Source organism: Candidatus Endomicrobiellum cubanum (genome assembly GCF_031278955.1).
In the GTDB taxonomy this organism is placed as follows: domain Bacteria; phylum Elusimicrobiota; class Endomicrobiia; order Endomicrobiales; family Endomicrobiaceae; genus Endomicrobiellum; species Endomicrobiellum cubanum.
In genome coordinates this window covers 1-25488 of sequence record NZ_JAITJM010000040.1, presented here as the reverse complement: position 1 = coordinate 25488, position 25488 = coordinate 1, and the positions used below count along the sequence as shown (strand labels likewise).

Genomic DNA, 25488 nt, shown 5'->3' with positions numbered 1-25488 from the left:
AAAAAAATAATGTACTAATTTGAGATAGATACTACTTTTAAAATTTAGAAGTTAATACTTAAACTAGGAAACACACCATGAAAAATATCAAACACATATTGGGTATTAGGGGTATAATGAAGCTAAAAGATAAGAGTGGAATAAGCCCTTTTTATCCTTTATATACTTGACAACAAAAATGACAAGAAATAATAAAGATACTACTCCTTCTTTTACTAATTTGAAAACAGTAATTTCCAATTTAGGTATAGGTTGTAACCTAACGATAATTCAGAGTTTTGACTTGATAAAAAAATTTTTGTTTAATCATAAAAATTGTAGATTGTTTATATAGCTTATAATCAAGTTGCCATAGCTAGTATATATTATTTTTAAATTGTTGGCGGCGTAGCTCAGCGGTAGAGCAGAGGACTCATAAGCCTTTGGCCGTAGGTTCAATTCCTACCGCCGCCATGTGTTCAAGTCATTAATATGTATGCCTTAATGCAGATGCTCACAACGCATTTTTAGGTGTCATTTCGTTAAAAATTGATTATCATGTTTGCCTTGCTTTGCTAAAAATTCACAGCATTTACAAGCTTTATGGGTAGGGATTTAGAGATGATCTATATCAAACTTTCCTTTGGTAAAGTATGCAAACATTTTTAATATTATTAGTTAGTTTTTCAATCACTCTAGTACAGTTGTTATTTTTTAGAGAGATTTTATTTATATTTAATGGAATAGACTTTGTTATAGGTATTTTTGTATCTAGTATAATTTTCTCTTTTACTTTAGGAATTTACATATTACCTTACTTAAAATTGTCCAGAAATAATATTAAATATGCTTTTCTAAACACTTTTTTTCTTATACTTTTTTCTTTAATATCTTTTATTATTCTGCAGAACATTAGATTTATTTTTAACATACCTTTGGGATCCCAAATACCTTTAAAGTATACTTTTATATCTATATTTTTTATATTGTTTCCAATTGGCTTTCTGCAAAGTACTTTTTTATTTACATTAATCAATTTATACCCATCAAGTCAAACAGTAGCTAACATAAAACTTGGTGGGGATAATAAAGTTATTCACCCTAATAAGTTACAAAATATAGAATTCCCAATAAGAAATAAAAATTACTTACAGTATCTTTTTATTTATATATTTGGTTTTATAATTGCTAGTTTATTGTATTCTTATTTATTTTATACATTTATTGGAATAAAAATACTTATAATAGTTTTTATTTCCTTGATTATAGTTATGTTTTGTCTATCTAATAGAAACACAACAATATGGGGCGAACTACTATTAATATGTTTATTGTTTGCTATATTTTTATCTAATTGGTCTGAAAAATTTGATAATTATATCTTACATAAAAACTTTGCAAGCACTAAAATTGAAAGCTATCATTACACATCATATGGGCAAATTGCTATAACGCAAAAAAACAATGAATATTATTTTCTATTTAATAATTCTTTATTGTTTTCTGTACCAGACAATAACATAATAGAATTAGAAGATTTTGGACATGTCCCAATGCTACATCATCAAGACCCTAAAGATATTTTATTAATTGGTAAGATTTTATATCTTCCAATTATTCTCAAACATAATATTGATAATGTTGACTATATAGCAAACAATAACAAAATTATTGAAAACATTAAAAATATCAGCAGTCTAAATACTATGCTAAATGATAAAAGATTACATATATATAATGAAAACACAAAAAAATTTATTACATATAATAAGAATAAGTATGATCTAATATTTATTCCACTTGAAACTCCAACAAATTTATATGTAAATAGTTTCTATTCTAAAGATTTTTTTGAAATTGTTAAGCATTCTTTAAAAAATGATGGGTTTATAGCACTACAACTGCCAGGAAAGATGGTATTTAATTCCTATATAACAACAGAACTAAATCAATCTGTAATAGGAGCGTTAAAAGAAAACTTTAAATATATAGAGGTTATACCAGGTATAAAAAATATTATAATAGCCTCGCAAACTAAAATACCCTATAGAATGTTTATAAAAAGACATCTAAAAAAAATACGAGGAAAAACATTAGTACTTACAAAACATCATATTGATGAAAGGATGGATACAGAAAAAACAAAATGGCTAATATCTGAACTAAAACATCTAAACCCTAGAAACCTTACAAACACAATATGGACACCACACGCTATAGTTTTTTCTGTATTATATGACCAAGCTAAATTTTCTCCATATTTAAGTATTGCTTTAGATAAAATATTACAGTACTCCTATTTTATCATTTTTGGCGTAATAATTATATTTTTTCAAAAATTTTTATATAAAACTTCATCCTTTATTTGCACATCAACATCTTGTTGGCTTAATTTTATTATTATTTTTATTTTGCAAAGTTATAACGGACAAATTTATAAATTAGCTGGGATATTTTTATCATTATTTATGTTAGGCATTGCTGTCGGCACATTTTTAGCAAAAAATACACTAAAATCTATGCTAGCAAAGAGGAAAATACTTTTTACAGAAATTATATTTTTAATTATGGCATCTGCATTATTTATAATTTTGAAAATAAATAAAGTAAGTTCAGGTTCGTTATATAGTCTCTTATTTTTGTCAGGTCTTGCATTAGGGACTGAACTTTTACTTCTTACAGAAACATCTAAAATTTACACTAGTAAACTAGAAAACATAAAAAAAATGTTCCTGTCAGCATCACTTGGAGCATTTACTGCTTCCATATTATGTGGAAGCTTTTTGAGTTTAGTTTGGGGGATGCAAAATTCAATTTTATTTATATTGTTCCTCAAATTTTTAACTTTCTGTCGTTGGGCAGATTTAAGAAAAAGAATTTTATAATGAACGACCACTTTAAATTTTTTTCATTCTTCAAGTAATCAATCCAAGACATTAATTGTTTTATACAGTTGATACCTGACTTGACCTTTTGGGTTCCCACAAACCACCTTTTTATGAGTGATTTCCCCTTTTTTCCCTTAAAGCGGTCAAGTCAGGTAGTAATATGGCAACGTTTCTAATTAATTGTAGCTAACTACTCTAAAGACTCACTAGTTCATAGATATAAGAAGAGGAACTTCTCCACAATCTGGGAATAGATAGCAATTTACACATTCACTCCAAATTTTATGAGGTAACGTTTCTTTTGGAATTACAGAATACCCTAACTTTTCAAAAAATTTAGGTTTAAAAGTTAATGTAAAAACTTTTTCTATACCTAAGTATTTTGCATTCTCGTGTAATTTCTCAACTATTTTCCTACCAAAACCTTTGCCTTTAAAGTCTTCTGCAATGGCTAAAGCTTTAATTTCTGCTAAATCTACCCAAGAAACATGTAAGGCGCCACACCCTATAATTTTATTTTCATGCTCTAAAACCACAAATCCTTGAATATTTTCGTACATAGCATTCAATGATCTATGCAACATTTCTTTATTATTTGCATAATGTTCTACCAAATCATGCATTTCTTTAACATCTGTAACTTTTGCCGGCCTTATATTCATTTTTTCTCCACTAATATAAATAAATCTAATAACTATATATTGGTCTTGCCAAAAACTTAATACATATAAATGCTGTGAATTTTTGACAATGCTAGGCAAAAACAGTGATAAACACAAGCTTTTAACTTAGCAGTGTCCAAAATGTGCAGTAAGGATATGCTTTAAGGTTTTATACAGATCACTATATCGCTAATACTACGATTTATTATTTGATTTGTCAAAATAATGTCTTGTTTGTATCCTCAACTTTTTGTAAAAAAATACTTAAAGAAGGACGACGTATATAGTTTGTTAAATAAGATTCCACGTAATTCCATACTTTATCATCTTCTACTGATTTTAATATATCAATATCACTACCTGAACAATTTGATAGTTTTTTTATAGATTTGATAATATTTTTATCAATTAAAACATTAGCATTTTTTATATAATCAAAAAAAGAATAACCTGAAATTTTTAAAAAACGCAAAATAAATGCTATTAGTACTCTTTTTTGATGCTTGCACTCAGAAAGCACTTTCCAAAGTCTTATAATCAAATTATATTTATCTGTATTTTCAATATTATATGGAATCAATTTATCACAAATTTCCGCAGCGTATAGAGCATATAAATTTCTTTTAAAATCATTTTTAATTTTAGAATTGTTTTCTAGAATCCTTGCACCTACAACTTTAGAACAGAATCCCTTGTTAAAAACCATAAATTCACTTTCTGTTAAGAGTTCAGTCGCGCTAGAAAGTTTTGCTGTAATCTTTTTAGCGCTAGGAACAACAGCTTGGAATTTTCCCCACTCGTAAGAATAAATTGTAACAAGTTTGTCTTGCTCTCCATGCACTTTAGAATTAAGTACCATCCCTTTTATCGTGTAGTACATTTTTGTAATACTATTTTATTTACTTTTTTTAAATCTGCATCTTTGATTTCTATTTTATAATCATTCCAATCTATTTTCTCACCTATTTGTGGAATTTCACCAAATAAATCCAAGACCCATCCATTAACTGTTATATAGTCTCCTTCTGGAATATTCATTTTCAATTCATCATTTAAAACAGATATGGACTCATAGGCTTGTATCATATATTTATTATGCGCTATTTTTAAAATAGTTTTTTCTCTTATATCATACTCATCCCAAACTTCTCCAACAATTTCTTCTACCAAATCCTCTATTGAAGCTATACCTACAGTAGATCCAAACTCATCAACAACTATTGCAATATGATGATAACCAGTTTTAAATTCTTTTAATATCCTCCCTATTTTTGCATTTTCAGGAACAAAACATGCCGGCCTTATTAAATCTTCAAGTACTATAATTTTAGAATTTCTCCACACAACAGCAAGATCCTTAGCATATATTACACCTATAATATTATTTATATTTCCTTTATAAACGGGAACTCTAGAATATCTATTTTCTATAACACGTCTTATTATTTCTTCTTTTGACAATTCCATATCTATTGCAAAAACTTCAGAAATAGGCATCATAACCTGAGAAATTTTATTTTCTGAGAAATCCATTATATTGCTAACAATTTCTCTAAAATCTTCCGGCAATGGAGAAGTATTTTCATTTGAAAGTAAAAAGTCTATCTCATATGCTTTAATGTGTTGGCTTTCTCCGCCCTTAATAAGCACTTTTACAATCTTATTTGAGATACCAAGCAAAAAGTTTATAACAATTTTAAAAATATACGAAAATTTTATTATTGCCGGAAGCACAAACAGTCCTATTTTTTTTGAATTATATCTTGCAATAGTTTTTGGCAAAATATTCCCTAAAAATAATGCCAAAACAATTGAAATAATAGGAAAATAGACAGTTAAAATTTTAGATTCAATATTATAATAGCGTATAATATCTTCTTCAATAGAAGACAAAACAACACCCATACCAACAAGAGCTAAATTCATGCCAATAATCATAGCTGTCATAATTTCTTGAGTATTTGTTTCCCAAGAAACTATCCTATTAAAATATTTTTTCTCCTTTTCTTTAATATTACGTAAAGAAGTACTGGATATACTTGTAATAGCAGTTTCTGCTCCATTAAAAAAACCTAGAACGCAAAGAAGAATAACAAATAAAATAATTTTAACTGTTATTAGTAATATCATTGTTTAAGCTCGTATTCATCAAGAATTTCTCCTACAACTTCTTCTAACACGTCTTCTAAAGTAACCATTCCAATTATATTATTGTTATTGTCCTTTACAAAAGCTATATGAGTTTTCCCGCTTTGAAACTGTTTTAGCAGCTCATTTACTTTTTGGTTTTGCCCTACATAGTAAGGTTCTTTAACAAGAGAACGTATAAAACGTCCCTTACTCTCTTCCCATAAAACTAAAATGTCTTTTATATGCACATATCCGATTATGTTATCTTTTGATTTGATATAAACTGGTATTCTACTTCTAGAAGTTTCAATGGCTTTATCTAAAAATTCATTTTCATCTAAAGATAAATCTACAGACTCTATACTACTAAATGGAACCATGATTTTTTCTACATTTAAATCTTCAAACTTTAATGTACGTTTAAGCATACTACTAGTTTCTTTGTCCAACTCTCCAGTTTGGGTACCTTCAGAAAGGATATTTTCTACTTCCTCATCACTAAGAGCATAAGAATAGTTTTTGTCTGATGTCTTTGGTACTAAAAATTCTGTAATCTTTATAATTGGATATATAAAAGGTTTTAGTAAACTTTCTAATTTTGAAAGAATCGGAACTGCTTTTAACGTAACCTTTTCAGAATTAAATCTTGCATAAATTTTAGGAACTATTTCACCAAAAACTAAAATCACAAAAGATGTAACAATCCAAGAAAATATTTCAACAATATTTCTGTTAACCATATAAAAAACATATATTAATAAATCAGTAGAAAAAAAACTTGTAAGCATGTCCACTACAACATTAATTGTTAAAATAATTGTAAGAAGGTAATGCGGTTGTTTAAGCCAAGAAAATAGAGACTTCGATAGTTTTGGAAATTGTACTATAAGTTTTTTCAGTCTATATTTTGACAAACTTGTAATCCCAATTTCTGCTGCGGAAATACAAGCAGACAAAAACAAAAGAACTACTAAAATAATTATCCATGAGAAAACAAACATTTAAATATTTTATCCTGTTTAGAAAACATTTTTATTTTGTTCTCAAGATCATAATCAATGTAACCACAAAGATGAAGGATCCCATGTATGGCAAGATAACCTAGTTCTTCTTGCCAAGTATTGTTATACCTTTTTGCTTGCTTTTTAGTCCTGTTATCAGAAATATAAATATCGCCTACAAGCTTTTCCGGAATTACTAGAAAAGATATCACATCTGTTATACGTTTTGTTTTTCTGTATTTAGTATTAAGACTTTTTATTTCTTTATCACTTATCATTATAAAATTTATCTGATATTTCCTTACTTTTTCTGACTTTAATGTTAAAATTGCAGCTTGTTTTAACATATCTACATATTCTTTCGGGAAATTAATAAAATTAACAAAATTGCTATTTATATTCAATTCTTGCATGATAAATTCCCGTCACCGTTGAAATTATACTGTTTTTAATTAACTCTAAATCTTTTAAAGTGATGGGGCACTCAGAAAATTGCCCATCAATAAATTTGTTATTAATAATTTTTTCTACCATATCTTTAATTCTTGCCGCTGTGGGTTCTTCAATACTACGACAAGCAGCTTCACAAGAGTCTGCCATCATAACTATAGCAGCAACTTTAGTTTGAGGTTTTGGTCCCTGATAACGAAAATTCTCAATATTTACATTTGTATTTTCTTCTAAAGCTCGATGATAAAAAGAATACATGGATGTTGTGCCATGATGTTGCTGGATAATACTGATAATTTCATTGTCTATATTAGATTTCCTTGCAAGAAACGCTCCATCTTTTACATGAGAAATTAAAATTAACTTTGACATTTCTGGAGTTAAAGCCTCATGAGGGTTATGGCCTAACGTTTGATTTTCTATAAAATATTGAGGATTATTAAGTTTACCTATATCATGATAATAAGCACCAACTCTTGCAAGTAAAACGTTTTCATTTACAACATTTGCTGCACGTTCCGCAATATCTGCTGTTATTATAGAGTGGTGATAAGTACCATGTGCTTCCAACATAAGACGTTTAAGTAAAGGGTTGCTAAAATCTGAAAGTTCTATCAGTTTTATATTTGTAGTCCTAGAAAAGAGTTTTTCAAATAAAGGCATTAACACTAAAAGCAATACTGTAACTATAGAACCATTTAAAATACCATAAATAAGATTATATTCAAATTGAGATATTCCATAAGTATCAAATAAATAAAACATCGTTATTATTAAAACATTTACAACTGATACTTTTATACCAACATTTATAAAATCAGACCTTTTGCGAATACTTGAAATATTTGTAATAACAGCAATGGCACTGCAAAGTATTACAAGAAAAATATCAAATCTAACATCATTTAAAAAAGCTACCACTAAACTTAAGCTTACAGCATATAATACCCCTATCCTTTGTGACAACAATATTGCACCCATAAGAGAAAATGCAGCTACTGGAGTAACAAAAGGCGAAGAATATTCTTTTACAAGTTGGCAAATCAAAACTGCAATAATAAAAAGAAAACTCATTAGAACTACAGCATCATTGTCTCTTATTATAGCCCTTTCTTTGTTTTTGATCTGAACAACAAACAAGATTACATTTACTGCAACAAAAATTGCAGTAGCAATCATAGATCTCCAAGTAATACCAAAAACTATAAAGAGCATTAAGTAAATTAAAGCTACTGTACACACAGAAGAAACAAAAACAGGTATTTTAATCTCTTTTGCAAATAAACTTTTAGATTCTCTTATAACAGGCAGTGAATGAGAACTCTTTTTAAGTTCCCTGGCAAGACGTAAAAGAAGAAATCTTGTCTGAATTTTTAATTTTTCAAATAAGTGGCTCATATACCCTCTTAAAAATTCTAAAACTAAATAAGAGCTTGATACAAATCAATTTCAAAAGCAAAAATAAAATTTAATTCTTTGCTTGCTTAACAACAACTTTAAGGCCAAGCTCTTTAAGTTGTTTATCACTTACTTGAGAAGGCGCATTAGATAAAGGATCTAGAGTTTTTTGAGTTTTAGGGAAAGCTATCACCTCTCTTATAGACTCCTCTCCACCAAACAACGCACACATTCTATCAAAACCCAGGGCCACGCCTCCATGAGGAGGAGCACCATAACTAAGAGCATCTAACAAAAACCCAAATTTTTCGTTTGCTGCCTCATCAGAAATATTTAAAATATCAAAAATTTTCTTTTGTACATTACTTTTATGTATTCTTATAGAACCGCCGCCAAGCTCTACACCATTTAAAATAACATCATAGGCTTTTGCCTTTTGTAAACCAACATTTTCTTTATTGATAGAGTCTGGATTTTTAGGAGATGTAAATGGATGATGGAGAGCCTGCCATCTTTGTTCTTCCATATTCCATTCCATAAGAGGGAAATCTATGACCCACAAAAAATTAAATTTGCTTTTATCTATAAGTCCTAGTTCTTTACCCAACTTAAGTCTCAAAGCGCCAAGGCCCTGAACAACAATTTTTTCTTCATCTGCTAAGAAAACAATTAAATCCCCGACATTTGCATTAAGTTTTGAAATAGTTGCTTTTACTTCTTCCTCTTTGAAGTATTTTACTATATTTGATTCTGCTCCTGAACTAGTAACTTTCATCCAAGCAAGCCCCTTGGCTCCATACTCACCAACAAATTTTGCAAGAGCATCAATTTCTGATCTAGAAAAACTTGCTCCTTTTGGTATGCACAAGCCTCTTACAATACCACCTTTATTGATAGCAGAAGCAAATACACTAAAATTACAATTTTTAAGTTCGGGTGCAAAATCTTTAATTTCCATATCAAACCTTGTATCTGGTTTGTCAGAACCATAACGAAGCATTGCATCTTGATAAGATATTTTTTCAAACGGAGTTTTTATTTCTATATTTAAAACAGACTTACATACTCTTTCAAGCATTCTCTCTACAAGACTCATAACATCTTCTTCTTGGACAAAAGACATTTCAATATCAATTTGAGTAAATTCTAATTGCCTATCAGCTCTTAAGTCCTCATCTCTAAAACATCTTGCAAGTTGATAATATTTATCAAAACCAGAGACCATCAAAATTTGTTTAAAAATCTGAGGAGACTGGGGAAGAGCAAAAAAACTGCCATGATAAAGTCTTGAAGGCACTAAAAAGTCTCTTGCTCCCTCAGGAGTAGATTTTGTTAAAAAAGGAGTTTCAATATCTAAAAAACCTTCCTCATTTAAAAAATTTCTTACCTCATTAGAAAGTTTATGGCGCATTATAAAGTTTTTTTGAAAGTTTGTACGACGTAAATCTAAATACCTATACTTTAACCTCAACTCTTCAGAAGTTTCCACATAATCTGAAATTTCAAAAGGTAGCGCAGCAGACGTATTTAAAACTTCTATTTGATAAACTATAAGCTCTACATTTCCTGTGAACATATTAAGATTATTTGTACCTTCAGGTCTTTTTCTTACATTACCTTTAACACATATCACATATTCGCTTCTAAGGCTTTCTGCAATTGTAAACACAGAAGCATTTTCTGATTGAAAAACAATCTGCAAAATACCTTCTCTATCTCTTAAATCAATAAAAACCACTCCTCCATGATCTCTCCTAGAATGAACCCAACCACACACTGTAACTTCTTGACCTATACTACTTTCTGTCACCTTGCCACAATACATACTTCTTTTCATAAAGTCCTCTGTATATTTGGGCTGTCTATCTCTAAAAACCCATTTTTAATAATCAATTGAAAAATTTAAAACTGCTATGATTGTCTTACTATCAGTGATTTTTCCGCTTTTAACCATTTTTAATGCATCATTAAAATTTATAATTTCTGTTGAAACAAACTCATCCTCATCTGGTTTATTCATACCTTTTTGCAAATCAAAAGCTACAAAAATATGCAAAAGTTCCGTAGAAAAAGCTGAAGAAGGATACAAAGACATCATTTTATCTAACTTCTTAGCTTGATATCCTGTTTCCTCTTCTAATTCTCTTACCGCACACTTTAACGGAGTTTCTTCAACATCTATTTTCCCTGCAGGAATTTCGTAAGTTATTTGATTTATAACATACCTAAATTGCTTAACTAAAACGATATTAGAATCATCAACAAACGGCAAAACAGCACAAGCACCTGGATGGACCACATATTCTCTTTTTGCAGTTGCACCATTTGGCAAGGCAACATCATCACACCAAAATTCTAAAACGCGTCCTTTGTATATACTGTTTTTCTTTATAAGTTTTTCAATCATAAAACCTCTTAAGCAATACAACAGTGTAATTAGAGATACTATTTTACCATTTTTTGTATCCAAATATAAAGACAACAGTCCTTAGCTAAAAGCTGTTGTCTTTATATAAATATCTAGTGGGACTTTCTAGTTTAAGAAAACTTACTTATTTTTTCTAAACAGAGCTAAAACTTTAGTAGAAAGTCCCCAAAGATTTATAAAGCCTTCTGCATCCTTGTGGTTGTATACCTTATCTTTTTCAAAAGTTGCAAGCTTTTGCGAATATAAAGAATATTTTGAATCTCTTGATCTTGGTGTGATGTTCCCTTTATAAAGTTTTAATTTTACAGTTCCAGTAACATGCTCTTGAGTCTTATTTATAAACGCATCCAAGGCATCTTTTAATGGAGAAAACCATAAACCATAATATGAAAGTTCTGCATATTTAGCGGATAAAGATTGTTTAAAATGTAAAGTGTCTCTATCTAAAGCAATAGACTCTAACTCTTGATGAGCTGCATACAATACTGCCGCTGCTGGAGCTTCATAAACTCCTCTTGATTTCATGCCTACAAGCCTATTTTCAATAATATCTGTTCTTCCTATAGCATTTTTACCAGCAATCTCATTTAATTTTGTAATTAATTCAACAGGCTTTAAAATCTTACCATTAAGCGCAATAGGAATGCCCTTTTCAAAAGTTATGTCAATATTTGTTGGTTTATTTGGCGCTTTCTCTAGAGAAACTGTCATTTTAAACATTGACTCATCATAACCTTTCTTTAAATTTTCTAAAATACCGCCTTCATAAGAAATATGCCATAAATTTGCATCAGAAGAATATGGTTTTGCTTTACTTACAGGTACTGGAATATTTCTTTTTTTTGCATAACTTATTGCATCTTCTCTAGATTTTATTTCCCATTCTCTCCAAGGAGCTATAATTTTTATATTTGGGATTAAAGCTTTAAAAGCAAGCTCAAACCTAACCTGATCGTTACCCTTTCCTGTAGCTCCATGACAAACAGCGTCTGCATTTTCTTTTTTTACTATTTCTGCAATTTTTTTAGCGATAACAGGTCTTGCTAAAGCTGTTCCTAAAAAATACCTATTTTCATAAAGAGCTTGAGACTTTATTGCAGGATAGATATAGTCAGTTACAAATTCTTCTTTTGCATCTACTATATAGGACTTAGACGCCCCTGTTTTTTTAGATTTTTCATTCAAACCTTTAAGTTCATTACCCTGCCCTACATCTACACAACAAGCTATAACTTCACATTTATAGTTTTCTTTTACCCAAGATAAAATAACAGAAGTATCAAGTCCTCCTGAGTAAGATACAATAACTTTCTTTATTCCTAAATTTTCTTGTGACATTTTTACCCCGCTTTTATTAAATTTATTTATTAGTCTTACAATTATACAGATTTGCCAAAGCCTCATCTATAATTTTTACTGCTGTATCAACATCTTTTTTAGTAACTATAAGAGCAGGCAAAAGTCTTAAAACCGTTTCGTGAGTACAATTTATAATTAAACCTTTACTTAAACAATAGTTCACAATATCTTTGCCACTAACAGACAAATCTATTCCCACTATCAAGCCCATACCTCTAATTTCCCTAATTATGGGATGTTTAGTTTTTAATAATTCTAACTTTGAAAAAAGATATTTAGAAACTTTAAGAGAATTATTTAAAAATTTTGAGTTAATAATTTTTAAGACAGCAAGAGCAGATGCACAAGATACAGGATTGCCGCCAAAAGTAGACCCATGATCTCCATAAACAAACACTTGTGCGCACTTTTTAGAAGCAACTGCTGCGCCCAAAGGCAGCCCATTAGCTAAAGATTTGGCCATTGTAACAATATCTGGTTTTATACCATAATTTTCAAAGGCATAAAATCTACCTGTACGACCCATACCGCATTGAATTTCATCAAAAATTAAAAGTATGTTGCTTTCATCGCACAATGTTCTTAAATCTTTCATGAACTTTTTACATGCAGGGAATATCCCCCCTTCTCCCTGTATAGGTTCTATCATAACTGCAACAGTTTTATTGTTTATAAGCTTTTTTACAGACTCTATATCATTAAACTTAGCAAAAACAAATTTTTCCTGTAATGGTTTTAAATATTCATGAAACTTTTTTTGACCTGTAGCAGCCATTGTAGCCATTGTTCTACCATGAAAAGAGTTATCAAAACAAATTATTTCGTAACGATTACCATCTTTAGATGGATTTATAAAACCCCATTTTCTTGCAAGTTTTATTGCACATTCGTTTGCTTCTGCTCCTGAATTTGCTAAAAAAACCTTAGTACCAGGAAAAGTTTTTTTTGCAAGCTCTTGTCCCAATTTTATTTGTACAGGAGAGTAGTATAAATTAGAAGCATGCATATATAAATCAATCTGAGACTTTATGGCTCGTATAACAGCATCATTACAATGCCCAACATTGCATACACTAATACCTGCAAAAAAGTCCAAATATTTTTTGCCTTTTTCATCCCAAACAAACTGATTTTTAGCTTTTTTTACAATCAAATTATTTCGTTTGTAAGTATGCATAAAATATTGAGTTTCTATTCGTTTTATACTCATTTTTTTATAACCGTCCCTTGCATTGCTGTAATCCCCTTTGCACCATCAACTATCCAAACTTCTCTTACTCCTTTTTTTAGCGAGTTTAAACAAGCTTGTACTTTAGGGATCATTCCATTTATTATTGTTTTATCTTTTATTAGAGAATTTATATTTTTTGCTCTTATTTCTTTTATAGTCTTTTTATCTTTATTTAAAATGCCGCAAACATCTGTTAAAAATATTAATTTTTGAGCTTTAAACGCACTAGCTATAGCAGAAGCTAAAATATCAGCATTAACATTTAAACTATTTGCATTACTATCACAAGCAATAGATGCTACAACTGGCAAAAAATTCTCTTTAAGTAAAACTTCTATAAGTTTTTTGTTTACCTTTACAGGCTCACCAACAAAACCTAAACTTTTAACTTGTTTACATATTACACTATTTGCATCTTTTGCCGATATACCTACAGCTTTTACATTATTTTTTAAAAGCCCTGCGACTAAACTCTTATTAACTTTACCACTTAAAACCATTTCTGCAACAGACAAAACTTTTTCATTTGTAAACCTTAAACCATTTACAAACTTATTTTTTATAAAAAACTTTTCAAGCAACAAATTTATTTCTGGTCCGCCTCCGTGTACCAAAATAACTCTTTGTTTTTGCGAAATCTTAGATAATTCTTTTAAAAACTTTTTTTGAGCTTTAGGATTTTTAGTTAAGCTCCCTCCAAATTTAACAACTATTAAAGATTTCATTAAGATTCCTCTTGTTTAGTCTCTTTTGAATACTTACATTTAAAACGAAAATCACATAAACTGCATTTAGTAGTATCGGCTTTAAAATTTTCTAACATTATGTTTTCTGCTACATCCATGGCAATATCTATAGCTTTATTAATGTCGTCTTGCGTTCTTTTAGTATACATTTTTTTGTTTTCAGATAAAAAATATACAGATATTTTATCTGGATTAAAATCCAAAATGTTCCTGCATGCGTAAGCATAAAAGGTTAATTGTAAATCTTTATCAACTTTCTCTTGTGACCAAATTTTGATATGAGTTTTATAATCCATAACTTCGTACGTACCATCTGGATATTTATCTATTCTGTCAATAATACCTATAAACCTATATTTGCCGAGGTTTGCGTCAAACGATTTTTCAACATATATAATTTCCGTTGGAGATTCTTTAAAAGATTTATAATAATTTTCTAATATATTATTCCCTCTTATATAATACTCAAAAACCTGTTGTGGATTTACAAAACCATCATTTTTCCACGACTTATTATAACAATCTATAAGCTCATCATAAGATTTTCTTTTGTTTTTACAAAACTGTTCAAGAGTTTTATGGATGATATGTCCAAAAGTAATATCTGCATTAACAGGTGCATAAAGATTATCTATGTATATTAGCTTATATCTTTGAGGACAAAACAAATATGTATTTACTCTAGAATAACTTATTTTAAAATCTTGTCTCATTTACTTTACCTTATACGTTTATAAAAAGAAATACCAGTGTCGCCATACTTTTCTGTTCTGAAACATCCAAGACCTGCAACGCCTTTGACTGGCTCTTTTATATGTTTTTGAGCTATTAAAACAGAATCTTCTTTTAATACATCATATTTAATTATATTTTTTAAAGTAGGCTCTGTTAAAGCCAGTACATTTTTATCACCGTCTTTATAAGGAGGACCCATAAAAATTATATCGTATTTATCCTGCAAGACATAAAAATCTTTTATTACATCGCACTTAATAATTTGTGCCCTATCATTAAATTTTAAAGTATCCACATTAGTCTTTATGAGAGATAGCGATTTATTGCTAATTTCTGCAAAAATTACTTTTTTAGCACCTCTTGAAAGTGCTTCAATCCCAACAGAGCCAACACCCGCAAATAAATCTAAGAAAATTGAATTTGGAACTTTAAACTGTATTATGTCAAAAACAGACTTTTTCATTCTTCCAAGCATAGGCCGTATAGATAAATCGTCTTGAGGTAATGTTTTTAAAAACCTGCCTCTGGCAGTACCTGCAATAACTCTTAAGCTCACAGATTTTCTCCAAATATTTTGTCTCAAAGTATGTTAACTGTTTAGTTGGTTGACACTGACTGACTGACTGACTTAATCTACCATAAAATTTATTTTAGAGGAACCCTATCAAAAAATTTTACAGCTTTTGTAATATCTTTTGCAATCTGTTGTTTTAAAATATCCGCACTCTTAAACTTCTTTTCGCTTCTTATTTTTTTTATTAATATTACTTTTGTTGGCACTTTTTTCCATCTACCTTTAAATTTCAAAATATGAGTTTCTGGAACAATCTTATTGTCTTTACTAAAAGTAGGTCTACTACCTATATTTGTGATTGAAGCGTAAATATTAATACCATCACATACAGCGCTTATGTATATGCCTTTGGGTAAAAGTTTTTCTTTACTAACTTCTAAGTTGACTGTAGGATATCCCAGTTTTGTTGCTATACCTCTATCTTTAAAAGGTTTACCAGTAAAAGAATAAAATCTTCCTAAAAACTCTAAAACTTTGTCTACGTTACCAGACTCTATTAGTTTTCTTATATGAGAAGATGAAATTTGTTTTGAAGAAATTTTTAAAGGTTTGACAATTTGCAATCTTACATTATTATTTTTTGCCTTCTTTGTTAACCAAGAAATATCACCTCTACGATTTTTGCCAAAAGCAAAATCATAACCACAAATTATAGTATCCACTTTAAGCGTATTAACTAAAAAATCATCGAAAAACTTATCATGAGACATATGCAAAATATCTGAGGGAACCTTCAATATATAAACTTCGTCTAAACCAAAAGATCTAAGTTCCTCTTGTTTTTCTTTATAAGTAGAAAGAAGTCCAGAAACTTTTTTTACAGGTTTTTCAAGAGCAATTAAAACGCTTCGTAACTTTTTTTTCTTTGCAATAGATAAAGTTCTTTTTATAAGGAGCTGATGCCCTTTATGAATACCATCAAAAGTGCCTATAGTAATAACAGATTTTTTTAACATTTTATTTACTATTAATTAGGGCTGTCTGTCTAAAAACCCTATTAACGTTTCGTAAGAAATTATATTGCTCATTATTTTATCTAAATCATTTGAATTTTCAAATGGCAAAGCGTCTTTGACATCGAAGTTATGTATTTTTTCTCTTCTTAAAGTTTTAACCGTCGCCCCACAACCTAAAACATCTCCAAGATCTTTAGCTAAACAGCGAACATATGTGCCACTTGAACAGTGTATTTTTACGTTTACAATATTTTTATCAAAACTCAATACGTCAAATTCACGAATTATAACCTTTCTAGAATTACGTGAAACTTCTATACCTTTTCTAGCTAATGTATACAACTTTTGGCCATTGACCTTTAACGCAGAATACATAGGAGGTGTCTGATAAATATCTCCTTTAAAATTATTGAGCAAATTTTTTATTTTTTCTATACTTATGTTAGAAACTTCTTTTACTGAAACTATCTTACCATCAAAATCATAAGTATCCGTAACTGTGCCCAAAAGAAAAGAACTTGTATAAACTTTATCCTTTTTCATAAACTTATCTTGCAACTTCGTAGCTTTGCCAAACAAAATAAGTAAAAGACCGCTTGCTAAAGGATCTAAAGTACCACAATGTCCAGCTTTTTTTACGTTTAAAAGTTTTCTTAAAATTTTTACAACTTTAAAGGAAGTAATGTTTGAAGGTTTATCAACTAGCAGCATTCCAGAAATGTTATTACATCTACTCATCAAACTTCTCTTTTAAAACTTTAGAAATTATTTTTACTGCTCTATTAATATCAGCATCTATAGTACAACCTGCAGCATTCTTATGTCCACCACCATTAAATTGTTTTACAATATCTAACAAATTTACATTTTTTATTGAACGCAAACTAACTTTTGTACTCTTTTTATTAATTTCTTTAAATACACACCCTACCTTAACTCCTTGTACACGTAATGTGTAGTTTACTATACCGTTAGAATCTTCATAATTAGCTTTACTTTTTTTAAACATATCTTTAGTTAACACAATACAAGATACTTTCCCATTAAGAATTACTTTCATATTACAAAGCCCGAAGCCCTGCAATTTCAAAAAAGATAAAGGAACATTTTCATAAATTCTCTTGTGAACTCTATTAATATCTATACCATACCCCATAAGTTTTGCACAAACTATATGTGAACTTGCTGTTGTATTTGTGTTTTGAAAACTACCAGTATCTGTAACTAAACCAGTATACAAACATTCCGCTTCTGCTTTAGTTAATTTGACTTTCATAAAATCAAATATATTAACTACTAACTCTGCAGTTGATGAAGATTTTGGAATAACATAATTTATATCGCCAAAATCTGTGTGGCTCTGATGGTGGTCTATATTGATTATCTTTTTGACTTGAGATGGTGTAATTATATTACCCATTCTTTCAAAATTCATAGATTCAAGAATTATTGCACAATCAAAAATATTAGTTTCTTTGTCTGTCACTTTTATTTTATTTGAATCTTTTAAAAACTTTAAATATGCTGGCACTTCATCCTTACAATAAACATAAGCTTTTTTCCCAATTCTGTTGATAAAAGATGATAAAGCTAACGCCGACCCTAAGCTATCTCCGTCAGGCTTAACATGCCCTGCAATAAAAAAAGTTTTTGACTTTTTTATGATTTTATATATCTCTGCTATCTTATATAAATCAGATTTTAATACTGTTCTTTCTTGATCCATTTTTGTTAAATAGCTTTACTCTTTTTCTCCTTTTATTTTCTCAAGTAGATTTAACACTTTTGAAGCACTTTCTATTGTATCATCATAAACAAAAATTATACTTGGCGTACGCCTCAAATTTAAACGTAAAGCAAGCTCATGTCTAACAGAGCTCGTACGTTTTTTTAAAATAGTATCAATCTTTTGTCTATCTTCTTGAGCGCCAAAAACTGAATAGAACATCTTACAATTTAGCAAATCATCAGAAAGCTTTACTCCCATAATTGTAACAAGACTGTTATCTAAATCTTTAATTTCTCTTACAATCTCTGAAACGGCGTGTTGTATTAATTCGCCCACCCTTACAGACCTTTTATATGGCAATGGCATAATAATTTACCTATAATAGGGTTCTCTAAAAACCCAATAAATTAATTACTTAATTTCCTTGCAACTTTTTCAGTAGTAAAGTTTTCAATAATATCACCAACTTTAACATCTGAATAATTTTCTAAACCTATACCGCACTCATAACCTTTTTCTATTTCTTTAACATCATCTTTAAACCTTTTTAAAGATGAAATATTCCCTTCAAAAACTATGACATTATCTCTTAAAAGCCTTACTTTGGCTCCTCTTTGTATTTTCCCATCTATAACAGAACAACCTGAAATAGTCCCATAAGTTGAAAGTTTAAATACTTGCTTTACAACTGCTTTGCCAAGTATTTTCTCTTTCATATCAGGATCAAGAAGACCTTCCATAGCAGCTTTAACATCTGCAATTAAGTCGTAAATGATTCTGTATACGTTTATACTTATACCTTCAGACTCAGCAAGTTTCTCTACTGTAGAATCTGGACGTAAATTAAAACCTACTATTAAAGCATCGGAAGCTACTGCTAAAGCTACATCCGATTCTGTAATCGAGCCTGCACCTCTATGTATTATTTTTAAACTTATCTCAGATGTAGAGAGTCTTTCCAAAGCATCACTTAAAGCGCCTAAAGAGCCTTGAACATCTGCTTTTAATATTATTCTCAAATCTTTTACTTGCCCTAAACTTACATCTGCAAGGGACAAATGATGTCTTGACTTTAAAGATGCCACTTTAACTTTTTCTCTTCTAGATTGAGCGATTTCTCTAGCTTGAGATTCATGACCAACAACAACAACTTTATCTCCTGCTTGAGGAGGCTCGTTAATCCCTAAAACTTCTACAGGAGTACTTGGCACAGCTAAGTTTAACCTTTTGCCATATTCGTCTGATATTGCCCTTATCTTTCCATAAGTTGTACCAACAACTACATTATCCCCAACTTTTAAAGTACCACTTTGGACTAACAAGGTAACCATTACACCTTTACGAGAGTCTAACTTAGCTTCTATAACAACACCTTCTGCGTCTTTATCAGGATTTGCTTTCAACTCCATCATTTCTGCCTTAATCAAAATCATTTCAAGCAAAGAATTTATATTTTTTCTTTGTTTTGCAGAAATATCAATCATTATTGTATCACCGCCCCATTCCTCAGGAACGAGAGAGTAATTGCTCAGTTCTTGTCTTATTTTTTGAGGATCACTGGCTGGCAAATCTATTTTGTTAACAGCAACTATTATTGGCACATTTGCAGCTTTTGCGTGATTTATAGCTTCTACTGTTTGAGGCATAACACCGTCAGCAGCAGAAACTACAAGAACAACTATATCTGTAGCCTGAGCACCTCTAGAACGCATAGCAGTAAAAGCTTCATGTCCGGGTGTATCTAAAAAAGCAACGTCTTGCCCGCTTGTAGTTTTTACTTTATATGCGCCTATATGTTGAGTAATGCCACCATGCTCTCCGCTTACAACATCGCTATCTCTTATAGCATCCAAAAGAGATGTCTTGCCATGGTCTACATGACCCATTATTGTAACAACTGGAGGACGAACTTTTAATTTTGATGGATCTTCTTTTGGTCTTATAATTTTTTCTTCAGAATAAATTGAATCAATTTTAGCATCATAACCAAATTCATTAGCTAAAAGAATTGCAGTATCTGTGTCTAATCTTTGATTAATTGTAGCAAGACTTCCCATAGATAAAAGTTTTTTTAATACATCTCCTGCTCTGAGCTTCATTTTATCTGCAAGATCTCTTACAGTTATAAGCTCATTTATAAAAATAACTGCCTTATATTTATTTTCTACGACTTCTTTATCAGGTTGCTCAACTTTTTTAGATTTCTCTTTTTTAGCTTCAATTTCATCTTCATCCTGCTGAACGTTTTGTTCTTTTTTATTAGCTTCAATTATTGATGATGAAGTTTCTTCTTGTTTAACATTACTCTTATCAGTCTCATTTTGCAAAATATTATTTTCAATTACTTTTTTTTGCTCTTTAGATTTTATTGCATCTTCGCTTACTGGCAATACAATATTTTCTTGTATATTTTCTACAATTTGTTTCTTTTCTTGTAAATCATTTTTTTTAGCTGTTTTAGTCCTAGCAGAACGAATCTTTACCACCTTGACTTTAACAGTTTTTGTATTAGAGTTTATCTCTGATTTTTTTGACACAACTTTAGTTTTAACCGTTTTTTTAGGAGCTGAAGTAGTAGATTTTTTTACTATTTTCTTTGTGGTAGCATCTTTACTTTTAGCTACTGGTGACGCTTTCTTTTTTATAATTTTTTCTTGAGAACTTTGAATTTTAGATTTATCAGCTTTCTTTAGTGGCATAAACACTCCTACTTTTTCTAACTAAATTTTAAAACGATTGTACATTAAAGAGTACGCTTTGCGGCTTCTATAATTTTCTCAGCAGTCTTCTGGCCTATGCCAGGTAATGTTGTAAGATCGTCAACACTAAAAGATGCTAATTTCTCTATGTCAGTAAAACCTGCATTAACAAGAACTTCTATTACCTTCTCACTAAGGCCTTCAAGTTTTTCAAGAGTTTGAATTTTACTTTCAACTTTAGTTTGACTCTCTTGCTTTCTTTGACTTTCAGATTTAACATCAATATGCCACCCAGTAAGTTTTGCTGCAAGTCTTACATTATGACCATTTTTCCCTATAGCTAGAGATAACATATCATCACTTACAATAACCTCAGCTTGTTTGTTATCATTAGATATAATAGTCACAGAAATAACTTTTGCAGGGGACAAAGATGCAGAAATATATTTTATTGGATCATTAGAAAATAGAACTAAATCAATTCTTTCACCACGAAGTTCATCTATAATAGGTTTTACTCTAGCACCTTTGACACCAACACAAGCCCCAACCGGATCAACTTTTGGATTGTAAGAAATAACAGCAATTTTCGTTCTTGTCCCAGGCTCTCTTACAATGTTTACTATTTCAACAACCTTCTCATAAATCTCAGGGACCTCTAACTCAAAAAGTCTTCTAACAAGTTCCGCACTAGCCCTTGAAAGTACTATCCCAGAACCTTTTATATTTTTATCAACTTTTAATACAATAGCTTTGATATGTTGTCCAACATTAAACTTTTCTTTAAACACTTGCTCACTGCTAGGCAATATTGCTTCTGTTTTGCCTAAATCAACAATAAGATTTTTATTTAAGGTTCTATATACAACACCATTTATAATTTGTCCTATTTTTTTTTTCATTTCATCAAACAAAAAATCTTTTTCAGACTCTCTGATTTTTTGTACTATAACTTGTTTTGCCGTCTGAGCTGCAATTCTTGAAAAATCTTGAGTATCAAGAGGAATTTTTACCTCGCAATCAACCTCACTAGTACCAATAAGTTTTTTTGCGTCTTGAAGACTTATCTCAAGCAGAGGATTTTGAACATCTTTAACTACAACCTTAATCACATTTGCCGTCATTTTACCTGCCTGAGGATCGACGCTAGCTTCAACATTAACATTTTTCCCAACATGTTTTTTATATGCTGAAACCAAAGCATTTTCTATTACAGCTAAAATATCTTCTTTTTTAATTTTTTTATCTTTTTCTATTTGTTCAAGAACCATTAAAAGCTCACTCTTTTCGCTCACTTTACCTCCTAAAATTCCGTTTCTAAATTTGCTTTTTTAATATCTACAAAATTTATATCAACTACACCATTTGTAACATCGTCTATAGTAACTGTACCATTTTTAAAATTTAAGAGTTGTCCTAAAAAATTCTTTTGATTATTTATAGAGCTATGCGTTTGTATTCTTACTTTACTACCTACAAAACGTTTAAAACTTTTTTCTTGCTTTAATACTCTATTTAAACCTGGAGAAGAGACTTCTAATATATACGAATCTTGCAATATATTACTTTTATCTACTATTTCACTAAACATATAGCTAAACTTCTCACAATCACTCATTGTAATACCAGAATCTTTATCTATAAAAATTTTTAAAACCCAATCTCTGTTCTCTTTAACATACTGTACATCAACAATTTCAATATCATCTTTAATAGAGTTTTTGTTAAGTAAATCTTCTACTTCGTTAGCCTTACTCATAAAATTCAACCCTTTAAAAAGTAAAAGGCGGCCTGCAGCCGCCTTTTATATAAAACATTATAAAAAAGCAACTATATTTTCTGATCGACAAATATTCCAGGTCCCATTGTAGAAGAAATAGACACACTCTTTATGTATTGTCCCTTTGCACTAGAAGGTTTAGCTTTTGTTACAGCTTCTATTAAAGTCTTAATATTATCAACAAGTTTTTCTTTATCAAAAGATACCTTTCCAACTGGAACATGGATTATCCCAAAAGAGTCATTTTTATATTCTACTCTTCCTTTTTTAAGCTCTGCAACTGTTTGACCAATTTCAAAAGTAACAGTCCCAGCCTTTGGGTTTGGCATTAAGCCTTTAGGCCCAAGAATTTTTGCAACTTTACTTAAATCTTTCATAATATCAGGAGTTGCAACCAAAATATCAAAATTTAATTTACCTTTTGATATATCTTCTATTAAATCATCAGAACCAACCAAATCTGCACCTGCTGCTTGTGCTTCTTTTTGTTTTTCACCTTTAACCAAAACAGCAACTTTTCTTGTTTTACCTATACCATAAGGTAAAGAAATTGTCCCTCTAACTATTTGATCACTCTGTTTTGGATCTATACCAAGTCTTATATGAACCTCAACTGTTTCGTCAAATTTTGCTTTTGCAGTTTCTTTTACAAGAGATGCAGTTTCTTCAATCGTATAAATCTTGTTTTTATCAACTAATTTTGATACTGAATCTAACCTTTTACTCATTTTGTCTCCCTGTGGTTAATGGGTCTGTCTAAAAAAACCTTAACACATATCCTTACTACTTTTTTCGGAGCTACTGCGTTAAAAAACTTGTGTTTATCACACGATACACTTCTAAGTTTTTTGCCCTGCTTTATCGAAACCTCATAGCAATTATATGCATTATAGCTTTTAGATAGCCCTCCGCTTATAAGCTCCCACTCTCTTAGTGTTTGTAAAAACCCTTTCTTTTTTTATTATTTTACTATATCTACACCCATGCTTTTTGCTGTACCTTCAACCATAAGTTTGGCAGATTCTAAATTACCATTTGCATTTAAGTCTGGCATTTTCTGTTTAGCAATATCTTCAACTTGAGCTTTAGTAATTTTTCCAACTTTATTTCTATTTGGCACTCCTGAAGCCTTAGCTATACCAGCCGCCTTTTTCACTAAAGCTGCAACAGGAGGCACTTTTGTTATAAAAGTAAAAGATTTGTCTTCAAAAATTGTTATAACCACGGGTATTGTCATACCCTTTTCCATAACTTTGGTCTTTTCATTAAATTGTTTACAAAAATCCATAATATTTACACCCTGTGGACCTAACGCCGTACCAATTGGAGGCGCAGGATTTGCCCCACCTGCAGGAACTTGTAACTTTACCATAGCTTTTATTTTCTTTGGGGCCATTTTACTTTACTCCTTTACTCCTTACAGATCTTACAGAGTCTCTCTAAAGCCCTTTACAATCACATAAGAATATTTTAATTTTTATATTTTTTCTACTTGTAAAAAGTCAAGCTCAACTGGAGTTGGTCTCCCAAATATAGTAACCATAACCCTAAGTTTTCCTCTTTCTTGATTGACTTCTTCAACAATACCGATAAAATGTTTAAACGGTCCTTCTATAATACGAACATTTTCTTCTTTATCAAATGAAACTGCTGGTCTAGGTTTAGAAGCATCTGGATTTATAATATTGTTTAAAAGATTGTCAACTTCATCCTGAGCCATTGGCACAGGTTTAACTCCACCCAGAAAACCAGTAACTCCTGCAGTATTCCTGACAAGCCAGTAGGTCGTATTGTTTATAGTCATTTCAACAAAAACATAACCTGGATAAAACTTTCTCTTTTTAATTCTCTTTTTATTTTGTTTTACCTCAACTACTTCTTCACTTGGTACAAGAACTTGAGAAACAACATCGTGCATATTTAAATTTGCAACAGCCATTTCTAAGCTTTTTTTCACTTTATCTTCATGCCCTGAATATGTATGTACAACATACCATTGATTTGCCATTTTTTACTCCAGCTTATAATATAACCCTTACTATCGTACCTAAAAATAAATCAACCACACTAACAAAAATAGACATTATAATAACAAAAACAACCACAACTACAGTAGTACCGACAACTTCTTTTTTACCAAGCCAAGTTGCCCTTGTAAGTTCGTAATACGCATCTATAACAAATCTTATGGCGTTTTTTATTAAATTCATCTTTTTCTGTACCTTCAATAAGCATTATTAAAACGGGGGAGGAAGGATTCGAACCTCCAAAGCTGGTTTTGGAGACCAGCAGTTTACCGTTAGCTTACACCCCCATAAAAATCCAATTATTAACTTTAATTTCACTTTGTTTCTTTATGCTCAGTACGTTTTTGGCAATTTTTACAAAATTTCTTTAAAGACAACTTACCTTCTTGCTTTTTCCCTCTATCAAAATAATAATTTCTATTCTTGCATACACTGCAAGCCATCGTTATAATAACTCTTTCTGCCATCTTTTTCAATTCTCCAATTCTAATTTGTATAAATGCATATGTATTATACAACATTATTAAACAAAATTTAAATCTTTTGAGGTTTTCTAAAAATGTATCTTTTAGAAAACCTCAAAAGAAGCAAGGATTTTTATTCAACAATTTCAGTTACAACACCTGAGCCTACTGTCCTTCCACCTTCTCTTATCGCAAACCTCAACTGCGACTCCATCGCCACTGGCATTATCAACTCTATATCCATCGTTACAT

The 25488-nt window shown here is 30.2% G+C and carries 26 protein-coding genes, 2 tRNA genes and 1 pseudogene; 2 read left to right on the top strand and 27 right to left on the bottom strand.

Annotated features, from left to right (window positions below; translation table 11 throughout):
• Positions 1-381 precede the first annotated feature (381 nt).
• Together LBD57_RS03750 and LBD57_RS03745 are read left to right on the top strand one after the other, a co-directional pair.
• Positions 382-453: transfer RNA gene (locus LBD57_RS03750), tRNA-Met, on the top strand.
• A gap of 179 nt (positions 454-632) precedes the next feature.
• Entirely contained in the window at positions 633-2864 is a 2232-nt protein-coding gene (locus tag LBD57_RS03745) for a hypothetical protein (protein ID WP_373469998.1), read from the top strand.
• 209 nt (positions 2865-3073) lie between these two features.
• Here LBD57_RS03745 and LBD57_RS03740 read toward each other — a convergent pair whose 3' ends face one another.
• The 27 genes and pseudogenes from LBD57_RS03740 to LBD57_RS03610 form a co-directional block, all read right to left on the bottom strand.
• Positions 3074-3529 (bottom strand): N-acetyltransferase, encoded by a 456-nt coding sequence (locus LBD57_RS03740; protein WP_373469997.1) that lies wholly within the window; start codon positions 3527-3529, stop codon positions 3074-3076.
• Between the two features lie 217 nt (positions 3530-3746).
• Entirely contained in the window at positions 3747-4409 is a 663-nt protein-coding gene (gene recO / locus LBD57_RS03735) for a DNA repair protein RecO (RefSeq protein WP_373469996.1), read from the bottom strand.
• Entirely contained in the window at positions 4394-5659 is a 1266-nt protein-coding gene (locus LBD57_RS03730; RefSeq protein WP_373469995.1) for a hemolysin family protein, read from the bottom strand. The genes recO and LBD57_RS03730 overlap by 16 nt, the downstream gene beginning before the upstream one ends.
• Positions 5656-6660, bottom strand: a complete 1005-nt coding sequence (locus LBD57_RS03725) for a hemolysin family protein (protein WP_373469994.1) — start codon at positions 6658-6660, stop codon at positions 5656-5658. The genes LBD57_RS03730 and LBD57_RS03725 overlap by 4 nt, the downstream gene beginning before the upstream one ends.
• Positions 6639-7073, bottom strand: coding sequence for an rRNA maturation RNase YbeY (ybeY, locus tag LBD57_RS03720; RefSeq protein WP_373469993.1), 435 nt, complete (start codon positions 7071-7073; stop codon positions 6639-6641). Before ybeY ends, LBD57_RS03725 begins: the two co-directional genes overlap by 22 nt.
• The gene (locus LBD57_RS03715; protein ID WP_373469992.1) at positions 7051-8508 is read right to left on the bottom strand and encodes an HD family phosphohydrolase; all 1458 of its coding nucleotides are present in this window, start codon (positions 8506-8508) and stop codon (positions 7051-7053) included. The genes ybeY and LBD57_RS03715 overlap by 23 nt, the downstream gene beginning before the upstream one ends.
• Positions 8509-8578: 70 nt before the next feature.
• Positions 8579-10345 carry an aspartate--tRNA ligase gene (gene aspS, locus LBD57_RS03710; protein WP_373469991.1) on the bottom strand — a complete coding sequence of 589 codons (1767 nt, stop codon included), beginning with the start codon at positions 10343-10345 and terminating at the stop codon, positions 8579-8581.
• 45 nt (positions 10346-10390) lie between these two features.
• A complete protein-coding gene (locus LBD57_RS03705; RefSeq protein ID WP_373469990.1) occupies positions 10391-10915 on the bottom strand; it encodes an NUDIX domain-containing protein in 525 nt (174 codons plus the stop codon).
• Positions 10916-11056: 141 nt separating this feature from the next.
• A complete protein-coding gene (locus tag LBD57_RS03700; RefSeq protein WP_373469989.1) occupies positions 11057-12274 on the bottom strand; it encodes an argininosuccinate synthase in 1218 nt (405 codons plus the stop codon).
• A 22-nt stretch (positions 12275-12296) separates the two neighbouring features.
• Positions 12297-13505 (bottom strand): aspartate aminotransferase family protein, encoded by a 1209-nt coding sequence (locus LBD57_RS03695; RefSeq protein WP_373469988.1) that lies wholly within the window; start codon positions 13503-13505, stop codon positions 12297-12299.
• Positions 13502-14251 (bottom strand): acetylglutamate kinase, encoded by a 750-nt coding sequence (gene argB / locus LBD57_RS03690; protein ID WP_373469987.1) that lies wholly within the window; start codon positions 14249-14251, stop codon positions 13502-13504. The genes LBD57_RS03695 and argB overlap by 4 nt, the downstream gene beginning before the upstream one ends.
• Complete coding sequence (locus LBD57_RS03685; RefSeq protein WP_373469986.1) at positions 14251-14985, bottom strand: RecB family exonuclease; 735 nt, start codon at positions 14983-14985, stop codon at positions 14251-14253. The genes argB and LBD57_RS03685 overlap by 1 nt, the downstream gene beginning before the upstream one ends.
• Before the next feature lie 5 nt (positions 14986-14990).
• Positions 14991-15563, bottom strand: a complete 573-nt coding sequence (rsmD, locus tag LBD57_RS03680; protein WP_373469985.1) for a 16S rRNA (guanine(966)-N(2))-methyltransferase RsmD — start codon at positions 15561-15563, stop codon at positions 14991-14993.
• Positions 15564-15652: 89 nt separating this feature from the next.
• Positions 15653-16537 carry a bifunctional riboflavin kinase/FAD synthetase gene (locus LBD57_RS03675; protein ID WP_373469984.1) on the bottom strand — a complete coding sequence of 295 codons (885 nt, stop codon included), beginning with the start codon at positions 16535-16537 and terminating at the stop codon, positions 15653-15655.
• 15 nt (positions 16538-16552) lie between these two features.
• Entirely contained in the window at positions 16553-17275 is a 723-nt protein-coding gene (gene truB / locus LBD57_RS03670; protein ID WP_373469983.1) for a tRNA pseudouridine(55) synthase TruB, read from the bottom strand.
• Complete coding sequence (locus tag LBD57_RS03665) at positions 17268-18263, bottom strand: bifunctional oligoribonuclease/PAP phosphatase NrnA (protein ID WP_373469982.1); 996 nt, start codon at positions 18261-18263, stop codon at positions 17268-17270. Before LBD57_RS03665 ends, truB begins: the two co-directional genes overlap by 8 nt.
• A 15-nt stretch (positions 18264-18278) precedes the next feature.
• Positions 18279-18632 (bottom strand): 30S ribosome-binding factor RbfA, encoded by a 354-nt coding sequence (rbfA, locus tag LBD57_RS03660; protein ID WP_373469981.1) that lies wholly within the window; start codon positions 18630-18632, stop codon positions 18279-18281.
• A gap of 41 nt (positions 18633-18673) precedes the next feature.
• Complete coding sequence (gene infB, locus LBD57_RS03655; RefSeq protein WP_373469980.1) at positions 18674-20965, bottom strand: translation initiation factor IF-2; 2292 nt, start codon at positions 20963-20965, stop codon at positions 18674-18676.
• 44 nt (positions 20966-21009) lie between these two features.
• Positions 21010-22260 carry a transcription termination factor NusA gene (nusA, locus tag LBD57_RS03650; RefSeq protein ID WP_373469979.1) on the bottom strand — a complete coding sequence of 417 codons (1251 nt, stop codon included), beginning with the start codon at positions 22258-22260 and terminating at the stop codon, positions 21010-21012.
• Between the two features lie 8 nt (positions 22261-22268).
• The gene (gene rimP / locus LBD57_RS03645; protein ID WP_373469978.1) at positions 22269-22724 is read right to left on the bottom strand and encodes a ribosome maturation factor RimP; all 456 of its coding nucleotides are present in this window, start codon (positions 22722-22724) and stop codon (positions 22269-22271) included.
• 71 nt (positions 22725-22795) lie between these two features.
• On the bottom strand, positions 22796-23473 hold the full coding sequence (gene rplA, locus LBD57_RS03640) for a 50S ribosomal protein L1 (protein WP_373469977.1): 678 nt from the start codon (positions 23471-23473) through the stop codon (positions 22796-22798).
• Between the two features lie 233 nt (positions 23474-23706).
• A complete protein-coding gene (gene rplK, locus LBD57_RS03635; RefSeq protein ID WP_373469976.1) occupies positions 23707-24141 on the bottom strand; it encodes a 50S ribosomal protein L11 in 435 nt (144 codons plus the stop codon).
• Positions 24142-24222: 81 nt separating this feature from the next.
• On the bottom strand, positions 24223-24753 hold the full coding sequence (nusG, locus tag LBD57_RS03630; protein WP_373469975.1) for a transcription termination/antitermination protein NusG: 531 nt from the start codon (positions 24751-24753) through the stop codon (positions 24223-24225).
• Between the two features lie 13 nt (positions 24754-24766).
• Positions 24767-24955 (bottom strand): preprotein translocase subunit SecE, encoded by a 189-nt coding sequence (gene secE / locus LBD57_RS03625; protein ID WP_373469974.1) that lies wholly within the window; start codon positions 24953-24955, stop codon positions 24767-24769.
• A 33-nt stretch (positions 24956-24988) separates the two neighbouring features.
• Positions 24989-25059, bottom strand: a tRNA-Trp gene (locus tag LBD57_RS03620).
• Positions 25060-25086: 27 nt separating this feature from the next.
• Positions 25087-25239 (bottom strand): 50S ribosomal protein L33, encoded by a 153-nt coding sequence (gene rpmG / locus LBD57_RS03615; protein ID WP_373469973.1) that lies wholly within the window; start codon positions 25237-25239, stop codon positions 25087-25089.
• Between the two features lie 130 nt (positions 25240-25369).
• Positions 25370-25488, bottom strand: a pseudogene (locus tag LBD57_RS03610) (elongation factor Tu); the annotation flags it as partial.